Source organism: Parvibaculum sp., assembly GCF_035325945.1.
In the GTDB taxonomy this organism is placed as follows: Bacteria; Pseudomonadota; Alphaproteobacteria; order Parvibaculales; family Parvibaculaceae; genus Parvibaculum.
Genome location: NZ_DAOKYX010000008.1, coordinates 50,733 through 60,911 on the forward strand (window position 1 = coordinate 50,733; position 10,179 = coordinate 60,911).

9 protein-coding genes are annotated in these 10,179 nt (G+C 65.6%); 6 read left to right on the plus strand and 3 right to left on the minus strand.

Going from position 1 to position 10,179, the window contains the following annotated elements:
• Positions 1-143: 143 nt before the first annotated feature.
• Together PKA57_RS06365 and PKA57_RS06370 are read left to right on the plus strand one after the other, a co-directional pair.
• The gene (locus tag PKA57_RS06365; RefSeq protein ID WP_324298667.1) at positions 144-2,780 is read left to right on the plus strand and encodes an ATP-binding protein; all 2,637 of its coding nucleotides are present in this window, start codon (positions 144-146) and stop codon (positions 2,778-2,780) included.
• Positions 2,781-2,848: 68 nt separating this feature from the next.
• Positions 2,849-3,835: a Coq4 family protein gene (locus PKA57_RS06370; protein WP_324298668.1), complete on the plus strand. Its 987-nt coding sequence runs from the start codon at positions 2,849-2,851 to the stop codon at positions 3,833-3,835.
• Here PKA57_RS06370 and PKA57_RS06375 read toward each other — a convergent pair.
• A complete protein-coding gene (locus PKA57_RS06375; RefSeq protein ID WP_324298669.1) occupies positions 3,832-4,227 on the minus strand; it encodes a hypothetical protein in 396 nt (131 codons plus the stop codon). The genes PKA57_RS06370 and PKA57_RS06375 overlap by 4 nt on opposite strands.
• Positions 4,228-4,234: 7 nt before the next feature.
• Complete coding sequence (locus tag PKA57_RS06380; RefSeq protein ID WP_324298670.1) at positions 4,235-5,686, minus strand: MBOAT family protein; 1,452 nt, start codon at positions 5,684-5,686, stop codon at positions 4,235-4,237.
• A gap of 238 nt (positions 5,687-5,924) precedes the next feature.
• Here PKA57_RS06380 and PKA57_RS06385 point away from each other — a divergent pair, with 238 nt between their 5' ends.
• From PKA57_RS06385 to prs, 4 genes are read left to right on the plus strand one after another with little or no spacing between them, the layout of a single operon-like run.
• Complete coding sequence (locus tag PKA57_RS06385) at positions 5,925-6,575, plus strand: dienelactone hydrolase family protein (protein WP_324298672.1); 651 nt, start codon at positions 5,925-5,927, stop codon at positions 6,573-6,575.
• A gap of 12 nt (positions 6,576-6,587) precedes the next feature.
• Positions 6,588-7,259, plus strand: coding sequence for a phosphoribosyltransferase (locus PKA57_RS06390; RefSeq protein WP_324298673.1), 672 nt, complete (start codon positions 6,588-6,590; stop codon positions 7,257-7,259).
• Positions 7,256-8,404 carry a CapA family protein gene (locus PKA57_RS06395; protein ID WP_324298675.1) on the plus strand — a complete coding sequence of 383 codons (1,149 nt, stop codon included), beginning with the start codon at positions 7,256-7,258 and terminating at the stop codon, positions 8,402-8,404. The genes PKA57_RS06390 and PKA57_RS06395 overlap by 4 nt, the downstream gene beginning before the upstream one ends.
• A gap of 50 nt (positions 8,405-8,454) precedes the next feature.
• Complete coding sequence (gene prs, locus PKA57_RS06400) at positions 8,455-9,435, plus strand: ribose-phosphate diphosphokinase (protein ID WP_324298677.1); 981 nt, start codon at positions 8,455-8,457, stop codon at positions 9,433-9,435.
• On the opposite strand, the gene PKA57_RS06405 is transcribed toward prs, so the two are convergent.
• On the minus strand, positions 9,416-10,179 hold a 764-nt coding region (locus PKA57_RS06405), incomplete at its 5' end, for a hypothetical protein (protein WP_324298680.1). The genes prs and PKA57_RS06405 overlap by 20 nt on opposite strands.

The window sequence follows — 10,179 nt, forward strand, 5'->3', positions numbered from 1 at the left end:
TCTCGGGCCGTCCGTACAAGGCCGAAGCCCCGCCGGAAACGGCGGGGCTTTTTTCCACCCGGCCCCATTTACCCAGACGGCACTGGACAGATTCTCCCGGAGCGCCTTCACTAATGAGGGGAAGACAGCATTCGGGGGGCAAGGTGCTGGCATATTTCAGGGCAGGCGTGACTGCGAGGGTTCTCGGCTTTCTCGGGCTTTGCCTCGCGCTCGGCGGGCTTGTCGGCATCTGGACCATCGAGCAGTACCAGCAGGTGGCGGAGAAGCTGGCCTTCGAGTCCGCGAAACGCCTTGGCGACTTCACCGGCTCGATCGGCACGCAGATCGTGCGCAACGGCTTCTCGACGCTGCAGGCCATGTCAGGCTTTCAGCGCGTGCAGGGCATGAACCCGAAGGATTGCAGCGATGTCGCCCGCTTCTTCCTGAACAGCTCGCTTGGCTATTCCAATATCGGCGCCGTCACCCCCGCGGGCGATCTCTATTGCAGCGCGCTCAAGGCCCCACACCCGGTCAATCACAGGGATGCCGTCTGGTTCAAGCGCACGATGCAGACCGGCGCGCCCGCCGTCGGCAATTTCCAGATCAACCCCGTCAACGGCAAGCAGATCATCACCTTCAGCATGCCGCTGAAAAAGCCGGATGGCTCGATCGCCCAGATCATCTTCGCATCGCTCGAAACGGCCTATATCGAGAGCGTGATCCGCCTGCCGAGCCTTCCGGCGGGCTCCACCGTTACCGTCATCGATCAGGATGGAAACCTGCTCGTCGATCACCCGGCCGGTTCCGCGACGCCGGGCGAGAACATGACCCATTGGCCGATCGCGGCGCGCGGCGCTTCCGCCGCGACGCGGTTCGTCATGGAAGGCACAGGGCTCGACGGCTCTCGCCGGTTCTACGCCTCGACAGGCATCTATGCGCGCGGCGCGCTCATCCCCGGCATCGCAACCCAGCCGACGAAGTCCATATCCATCATCATCGGCGTGCCGGCGAAGCGCGACATCGCCACGCTCCTGACGCCGCTCAAGGCATCAGGAGCCGCCATCGGCCTCGTCTTCCTTCTCATACTGACGGGCACCTATATCTTTCTCTCGCGCACCATGCTGCGCCCCATTCGGCAGATACATGCGGCCGCACGTCAGTTGCGGCGGGGCGATTTCTCCGTCCGCCTTCCGGCCACCAGCCGGAGAGACGAGATCGGCATGCTCTCGAACAGCTTCAACGAGATGGCCAGCGCCCTTGCCGAGCGCGACAGCGATCTGCGCCAGACGAGCGAGCGCCTAAGGCGGATACTCGATACCGAACCCGGCTGTGTGAAGATTCTCGACCGCGACCTGCGCTTCGTCGACATCAACCGCGCGGGCGCCGAACTCATGTGCGCACCCGATATCGAAAGCGTGCGAGGCGCCGACGTCCTCGATTTCGTCGCCGAGGAGGATCACGAACGCTTCAGGGCGCATATTCTTTCCGTCATCGACGGCAGAAGGGAATCGATCACCTATCAGCTCGTCGATTGCAATGGCGACCGCCACTGGATCGAGTCCCATGCCGCCGCCATTCGCCTCGCCGACGATGCGCAGCACGCCTATATCGCGATCAGCCGCGACAAGACCGAAGAACTGAAGACGGCGGCCCAGCTCGTTCAGGCGCAGAAGATGGAATCGATCGGCCGGCTCACGGGCGGCGTCGCGCATGACTTCAACAACCTGCTGACCGTCATGCTCGGAAATGCCGAAGTGCTGGTCGAGCGGCTGGCGGACCGGCCGGAACTGCGCCATCTCGCCGGGATGATCGAACAGGCCGCCCAGCGCGGCTCCGAACTCACGCACCGCATGCTCGCCTTCGCGCGCCGCCAGGTGCTGCGGCCGACCGAGCTTGACGTCAACACGCTCGTCACCCAGTTGACCGATCTCATCGGCCGAACGCTCGGCGAGGATGTGCGCGTGCGCCTCGATACGGCGCCCGGCCTCTGGCATGTGTCCGCCGATCCCGCCCAGATGGAATCGGCCCTCCTCAATCTGGCGCTCAACGCGCGCGACGCCATGCCGGATGGCGGCATGCTGACGATCGAGACGAGCAATGTTCATCTCGACGCCGATTACGCGGCCCTCAATCCCGCCGCCACGCCGGGGGACTATGTGCTCGTCGCCGTCTCGGATTCAGGTACGGGCATGACGCCCGCTGTCATGGAGAAGGCATTCGACCCCTTCTTCACCACAAAGCCGACGGGCAAGGGCTCGGGCCTCGGCCTCAGCATGGTCTATGGCTTCGTCAAGCAGTCACAGGGGCACATCAAGATATACAGCGAGGCCGGACAGGGCACCACCATCCGCATCTATCTGCCGAAAAGCGCCGAAGGAACGGCGGTTCGCGAAATTCCCGAGGCGGTTCACGAGACGGACGTCAACGGCCAGGAAACGATCCTCGTCGTGGAGGACGAGGAGGCCGTGCGCGCCTATGTGTGCGCGCAGCTTCGCGACCTCGGCTACCGGGTGCTCGAGGCGCCCCATGCCGAAGCGGCCCTCGCCATCTTCGAGGGTGAAGACGGGGCTTCGATCGACCTTCTCTTCACCGACGTCGTGCTTCCCGGCGGGCTCAACGGGCGCCAGCTCGCAGAGCGGGCTGCCCTGCTCCATCCGCGTCTCAAGGTGCTCTATACGACGGGCTATACGGAGAATGCCGTCGTCCATAACGGCAAGCTCGATGCGGGGGTGCAGCTTCTGACGAAGCCCTATCGCCGCGCCGACCTTGCCCGCCAGATCCGTCAGGCGCTTTTCGCCTGACATAAAAATAGACCGAGGTCTATGTTCGGACTAGCATCGCTCCGAAAAGAAGCGGGGCGGCACTGGATATGACGACAAGACAGCACGAATTTGAAAGGCTGGTCGCGGATTTCGACGCGGCCGCCGCCTTGAGAGAGCCGCTGGCGGAGGTGGCCCGTCTGGCAAAATCGGGCGATGAAGGGGCAGCAACGCGCCTTGCCGCCGCCATGGCGCGCGTCGCCTTCGTCACCCCCGGCGCGGCCATGCATGTTCTCGACGCCATTGCCGAGGCATGGCTGGAGCACGCGCCCGGCAGCCTGCCCAGCACGCCCGCGACGGAGGAAGCGCTTGCGGAGCTTTCGGCGCCGGGCTTTCCGGGCCCCGATTTCTGGGCGGCCTTCTGGGCCTTTGTCGGCGATCCGAACCCCGGCAGCGGCGAGGAAGTGACCGCGCGCATTGCATCCCTAGGCGGACTTCTCCATGAGAGCTTCCGCGCCCGCGCGCTGAAGGTCGCCGAAACGCATCCCGGCGCGGCGGGCGCCGCCTCGCGCCAGCTCCCGCCGCCATTGACGCTCGACATACTCGGCGCGCAGCCGGAAGGCTCGCTCGGCCACGACTTCTACCGGCTCATTCTCGACAATGGCTTCAATCTCGAAGTGCTCGACCGCGAGGCGATCGGTCTTGCCGCCCTGCCCCCGGCGCTGCGCTACCTCAATACGCGCATCCTGCAAATGCACGATGTCTGGCACCTCGTGGCCGGCTATCGCACGACGGTGCTGCAGGAGGTCGGCATTTCGGCCTTTCAACTCGCCCAGTTCGGGCACAATTATTCGGCCATGGTCGTGGCGACGGCGGCGGCCTCCGCCGCTCTCAATTCGCGCGAGGCATTCGGCCTCATCATGCAGGTCACGGCCGAGGCATGGATGCATGGCCGCACCGCGCCCTCTTTCATGGCGATCGAATGGGAGAAGGAGTGGCACCTGCCCATCGCCGAGATCCGCGCACGCCACGGCATCCGCCCCTTCGAGAGCATTTTTCCGGCCGATCTGATCGAGCAGTTGCGAGTGGCCGCCTAGCCTCGCGGCTCCCGCCGCAGCATGAGCGCGTTCTGTTGCGGCTCTGCTCCATCGAGCGCGGCGTGAAGCTCGGCCCAGCCGACATTCCGCCAGCGCTCGACGGCCTCGCGGATGACGATGCCGGGCCTCGACAAGCCGTTCTTCTCCATCTGCTCGTTCCAGGTTGCCGAAAGCGCGACGACCGCATCCTGCACCGGCCCGACGCCGAAGCCGTTGACCACGGTGACAAGGGCGGCGCTGTTGAGAAGGAGCAGCATCAGAACGGCGATCCACATGGCGCGGGTGAAAAGCGCGACATTGGCGCGCGTCACCGTCTCGGCCTCGAGATCGGCGGCGCGCACCGCCGCCACCCTTTCATCCGCCCTGTTCCGGTCATCGAGGAGATCGAGCATCCGAACCTCAGAACTGGAAATAGATGAACGGCGCGACGCCTTCGGGCGCCACCATCCAGATGAGCGCGATCCCCGCCCCGAGGAGAAGCCCGAGCAATGGCGACGGAAGACGCCTGATCCCGAGCGCGAGTTCGCGCCCGAGATCGCGTGGCGTGAACTGGAAGACGAGCCCCAGAAGCACGAGGCCGGCGAGGAAGGGCGTCGCATGCGCGCTCTGCGCGGCGGAGCCCGCAAGCCCGGCGAGATAGGCGCCCGCCGTCTCGAAACTGTCGGCGCGGAAGAATATCCACGCGAAACAGACGAGGTGGAACGTCCATACGATGCCGATCCCATGTTGAAGCCGGTTGCCGAGCTTCGTCATCAGGCCCGGATAGTCCGCCTGCGGCGGTACCAGCTCGTCGAGCCTGCCGCGTACCCAGCGCTCGACGCCGAGCATGGCGCCATGAAAGGCACCCCAGAACACGAAGTTCCATGCCGCCCCATGCCACACGCCGCCGAGAAACATGGTGAGAAAGAGATTGCGATAGGTCTTCGCTTCGCCGAAACGGCTGCCCCCGAGCGGAATGTAGAGATAGTCCCTGAGCCAGGTCGAAAGAGAGATGTGCCAGCGCCGCCAGAATTCCTGGAGGCTCGAGGCGCGATAGGGCTGGTTGAAATTCTCGCGGAAGCGGTAGCCGAGAAGCGCCGCGATGCCGATGGCGATGTCGCTATAGCCGGAAAAATCGCAATAGATCTGGATCGCATAGCCATAGACGGCAATCAGCAGATCGAACGAGCCTGCCGCCGTCGGATCGAAGAAGACCGGATCGACGAGATCGGTCGCAAGATAGTTCGCGATCACCATCTTCTTGGCGAGCCCGGTCAGCACGAGCACGGTGCCGACGGCCACATGCTCGCGCGTGAGCCGAGCCGGCGCGTGAAGCTGGGGGATGAAATCGGCCGCGCGCACGATGGGGCCCGCGACGAGCTGGGGAAAGAACGACTTGAAGAGCATCACGTCGAGCAGCGAACGCTCGGCCGCCACATGGCCCCTGTAGACATCGACGACATAGGAAATGCCCTGAAAGGTGAAGAAGGAAATCCCGATCGGCAGGATGATTTCCATGAAGGGCAGATCGCGCTGAAGCCCCAGCGCCGTCAGCAATTCGTCGAGCGATGTGAGGAAGAAGCCGTAATATTTGAAGAAGGCGAGAACGCCGAGATCGACCGCCACGGTGAGCCCGACGACGAGTTTTCTCAACCCCGGCCGCCGGAGCGAACCCAGCGCAAGCCCGCCCAGATAGTTGATGAGCGTCGTTGCGAAGAGAAGCGCCGTGAAGCGCCAGTCCCACCAGCCATAGAAGAAATAGCTGGCCCCGACGAGAAAGTATTTCCGGGGATCGGGTGTCCAGCGCAGCCCCCAGCTGATCGTGAAGACGATCAGAAAGAAAATTCCGAACTCGAGAGTCGGAAACAGCATGCCGCCATTGCCCCATTTGCCCCGCCCGGCCTCGCCCGCCGGGCAGGCTCAACGGCATGTGCCAATATCGGACAGTGACCCGGAAAGCTCAATCGCAGCCTTGATTTTTGGTTAACGCGACCGCCGCCCCGGCGCTCCGCCTGGGCCGCTTGAGCGAAATCAATGCGGCGAGCGCCGTCCTGGCGCGTCATTGCTTCCCCTTTCTCTCCACCGGAACCGCGGCGAGATGGGCACCGCCATGACCGACCATCGCGACACATCCGAGACACACGAGCTGGTGCGGATACCGCCCCTCGGCCTGCCTGGAACGCTCGACATACCGCGCGCGGCGCGCGGCATCGTCATCTTCGCCCATGGCAGCGGCAGCAGCAGGCTCAGCCCGCGCAACATCCATGTCGCGAGCGCGCTGCGAAAGGCGGGCTTCGGCACCCTGCTCTTCGATCTTCTGAGCGAGGAGGAGGCGGACATTCGCGCCCATGTGTTCGATATCGACCTCCTCTCCGGGCGGCTGGCGGCGGCCGCTGAATGGCTCGCGGCAAAGACGGCCGCGCAGCGGCTGCCGCTCGGCCTCTTCGGCGCGAGCACGGGCGCGGCGGCGGCGCTCGTCGCGGCGGCCAGAGAGCCCAAGATGATCAAGGCGGTCGTCTCGCGGGGCGGGCGGCCGGACCTCGCAGGCGAGAGTCTCTCCGGCGTCAAGGCCCCGACGCTCCTCATCGTCGGCGGGCATGATCCCGACGTCCTGGCGCTCAATCGCGCGGCCCTCGAAGAACTCGATTGCACCAGGCGTCTCGAGATCGTGCCCGGCGCGACCCATCTCTTCGAGGAGCGCGGCACGCTCGATCAGGTCATCGAACTGGCGCAGGACTGGTTCCTCACTCATTTGCACTAGAGGAGAGGCCCCATGTTCGCCAATCGCGAGGAAGCGGGCCGGAAGCTGGGCGAGAAGCTCGCGCGCTTCAAGACCCAAAACCCTTGCGTGCTCGCCCTGCCGCGCGGCGGGCTGCCGGTCGCGCTCGAAATCGCCATCCGGCTCCATGCGCCGCTCGATCTCGTCATCGTGCGCAAGCTCGGCGCGCCCTGGCAGCCCGAACTCGCCATCGGCGCGGTCGTCGATGGCGATCCGCCGCAACTCGTCCTCAATCGCAAAATCGTCGCACAGCTCGGCATTTCGCAGGCCCGGATCGAGGAAGAGAAGCAGCGCCAGATCGAGGAGATCAAGCGCCGCAGGGCAACCTATCTCGCCGGCCGGCCGCGCGTCGATGTCGCCGGACGCACCGCGATCATCGTCGATGACGGCATTGCGACCGGCGCGACCATCAAGGCGGCGATCCTCGCCATTCGCGCATTGAAGCCGAAGAGGATCGTGCTCGCCGTACCGGTGGCGCCGACCGAGACGGTCGCGGCGCTGAAGCACGAGGCCGACGAGGTCGTCTGCCTCGAGGCCCATGACGATTTCACGGCGATCAGCCCCTACTATCGCGATTTCCGCCAGCTCGAAGACGATGAGATGCACACGCTACTCGCCCGCGCTCCCGCCCCGCCCCGAACGGGCGGCGCGTCGGGATCGCAATGAGCGCTCGGCCGGATGACGATGGTTCGCTCCGGCTTTTCCTTGCCGGGGATGTCATGCTCGGTCGCGGCATCGACCGGATTCTGCCGCATCCCGGCGATCCGCGGATCTATGAAAGTCACATGCGTTCGGCCGAAGACTATGTGCGGATCGCAGAGACCGCCCATGGCGCGATCCCTCGCGCTGCGGGCTATGCCTATGTCTGGGGAGACGCGGCGGCGGCGCTCGACCGGCTGGCCCCCGACCTCAGGATCGTCAATCTCGAAACCGCGGTGACTGTCTCGCGCAGCGCGCTCCCCAAGGGCATCAACTACAGAATGCACCCGCGAAACGCCGAGGCGCTCCGCGCCTTCAGGGTCGATGCCTGCTCGCTTGCCAATAATCACACGCTGGATTGGGGCGAGGATGGCCTCATCGAGACGCTGGAAACGCTCCACAGGCTCGGCATCGCAACCGCCGGCGCGGGACGCGGCGCGGCGGAGGCCGCTGCCCCCGCCATCCTCACGCCGGCGCGCGGCGGGCGTGTCCTTCTCTTCGCCGCCGCCATGGCGTCGAGCGGCACGCCGGATAGCTGGGCGGCGCACGAGACGCGCCCCGGCCTCTTCCTCCTCGACGATCTTTCTCACGCGAGCGCCGACGGCCTCGCCCGGCACATCGCCTCCGTCCGCGCGCCGGGCGATGTCGTCGCGCTCTCGCTCCATTGGGGCGGGAATTGGGGCTACGATCTCTCGCCCGAGGAAATCGCCTTCGCGCATGCCCTCATCGACCGTGCCGGTGTCGATATTCTGCACGGCCACTCATCGCACCACCCGAAGGCGATCGAAGTTCATCGCGGCAAGCTCATCCTCTATGGCTGCGGCGATTTCGTGAACGACTATGAAGGCATCGGCGGCTACGAGGCATTTCGCGGCGATCTCGTGCTCGGCTATGTCGCGCGGATCGACCCGGCGGACGGAACGCTCAAGTCGCTCTCTCTCCTTCCCTTCCGGCTGCGGAAGTTCCGCCTCGAACGGGCATCGGCCGAAGAGCGCCTCTGGCTTCAAAACATGCTGTCGCGCGAATGCGCGCGCTTCGGCGCCGATGTCGAACCGGATGGCGAGGCGGCATTGCGTCTCGTCTGGCCGGAGGGGCACGCAAAGGAGCGCTGAAATTGATCGAGATCATGCCGCGCCGCCGGTCCACGGCCTAGACTGCCTGCATGAAGCTCTTCGCTCTCAATGCCAGCCGGGCTTTCGGCGAGAAGGTCGCGGCCGCTCTCGGCGTCCGGCTCGACGCGCATGAGGAACGCGAATTCGAGGATGGCGAGCACAAGACGCGGCCTCTCGTCAGCGTGCGCGGCGAGGATGTCTATATCGTCCAGAGCCTTCATGGGGGCCCCGATCAGTCGCCGCATGACAAACTCTGCCGCCTCCTCTTCGCCATAGCGACGATGAAGGAGAACGGGGCGGCCCGCGTCACGGCTGCCATTCCCTATCTCGCCTATGCACGCAAGGACCGGCAGACGAAGCCGCGCGATCCCGTCACGAGCCGCTACATGGCCGAACTTTTCGAGGCGGTGGGCACGGACCGGGTGATGACGCTCGAGGTGCACAATGTCGTCGCCTTCCAGAATGCGTTCCGCTGTGAGACCGTCCATCTCGACACGCGAAGGCTCTTTGCCGCGCGGGCGGCGAAACTCGCAGGCGCAGGCCCCGTCGTCGTCGCATCGCCCGATCCCGGCGGGGTCAAGCGCGCGCAAATCTTCCGCGAATATCTGGAGGAGGCGCTCGGCCGCCCGGTCGGCAGCGCCTTCATGGAAAAGCGCCGCAGCGCGGGCGTGGTGAGCGGAAATCTTCTCGTCGGCGATGTCGCGGACGCGCATGTGCTCGTCATCGACGATCTCATCAGCAGTGGCGGCACGATGGTGCGCGCCGCCGAAGCCTGCCGGGAAGCGGGCGCGCGCGCGGCCCATGCCTTTGCCGCCCACGGGCTTTTCACGGGCGATGCATCCACGGCCATGCGCAATCCGGCGCTTGCGAGCGTCTGCATCTCCGACACGGTGCCGCCCTTTCGTCTTGTTAAATCCGTCATGGAGGAAGGGCGCATCGAAATCGTGAGCGCGGCGCCGCTCTTTGCCAGAGCCATTCGCAGGCTCCATGAAGGCGGCTCGATCAATGCCCTCAAGGAAGGGCAGGACTGAGTTCCGGCGCCTCGGCGAGCGCGAGATATTGCTTCGCCAGCGGCAGCCACTTCTCCGGCTTGCGCCGGTCATGCTCGAGAATATGGACGAGCGAGAGGCGCGCGCGCAGACAGGCCCGATAGCGCCAGTAAAAGGCGATGAGTTCCTGCGGCGGCGGATCGCTTCTGCTCTCGGCATAGCGCGCGAGAATGAGGGGGCCGATCCAGCCGGCGCCGAGCCGCTTGCACTCCAGGCCGAGAAAAGTGAGTTCGTCGAGCGGATCGACGAGTCTCAGCGAGCGGTTGAATTCGAGGCAATCTATCACCACGGGCGGCGGACCGAGGCAGACATGCTCGGGCCGCAAATCCCCATGCCCCTCGACGACGCGCCCCTGCTCGACGCGCGACGCGAGGAGATGGGCCCGGTTGCGCAGCACATCCTCGATGCGCCCGAGCATGTCGGCAACGCGCATGTGGTCGAGCCCGAAAGCAGGATCGGTCAGCACCGCTCTCGTCGTCGCCTGCTCATGGATGAATTGCCGCACGAAGGCTTCGGCCGTGAGCGCGGCGGGCTCGGCATCGCGGTAGAACGCCGCCAGCCGGTCGGCGACCGCAACGATCTCGTCGCGGCGGACCGTGCCCTCCCCGATCGCCCGGTCGAGCATCCGCTCGCGGGGCAGACGGCGCATGAGAACGAGCCAGTCGACCGTCGCGCCCTCGCCGTCGATGGCAAGCTCGCCCGAGGGCGTCGCGGTCAGCGGCACGA

What these genes read in the sequence shown, in the direction of transcription:
- PKA57_RS06370 (WP_324298668.1), top strand. Translation starts at nt 2,849, where the DNA reads ATGACGACAAGACAGCACGAATTTGAAAGGCTGGTCGCGGATTTCGAC.
- PKA57_RS06375 (WP_324298669.1), bottom strand. Translation starts at nt 4,227, where the DNA reads ATGCTCGATCTCCTCGATGACCGGAACAGGGCGGATGAAAGGGTGGCG.
- PKA57_RS06380 (WP_324298670.1), bottom strand. Translation starts at nt 5,686, where the DNA reads ATGCTGTTTCCGACTCTCGAGTTCGGAATTTTCTTTCTGATCGTCTTC.
- PKA57_RS06385 (WP_324298672.1), top strand. Translation starts at nt 5,925, where the DNA reads ATGACCGACCATCGCGACACATCCGAGACACACGAGCTGGTGCGGATA.
- PKA57_RS06390 (WP_324298673.1), top strand. Translation starts at nt 6,588, where the DNA reads ATGTTCGCCAATCGCGAGGAAGCGGGCCGGAAGCTGGGCGAGAAGCTC.
- PKA57_RS06395 (WP_324298675.1), top strand. Translation starts at nt 7,256, where the DNA reads ATGAGCGCTCGGCCGGATGACGATGGTTCGCTCCGGCTTTTCCTTGCC.
- prs (WP_324298677.1), top strand. Translation starts at nt 8,455, where the DNA reads ATGAAGCTCTTCGCTCTCAATGCCAGCCGGGCTTTCGGCGAGAAGGTC.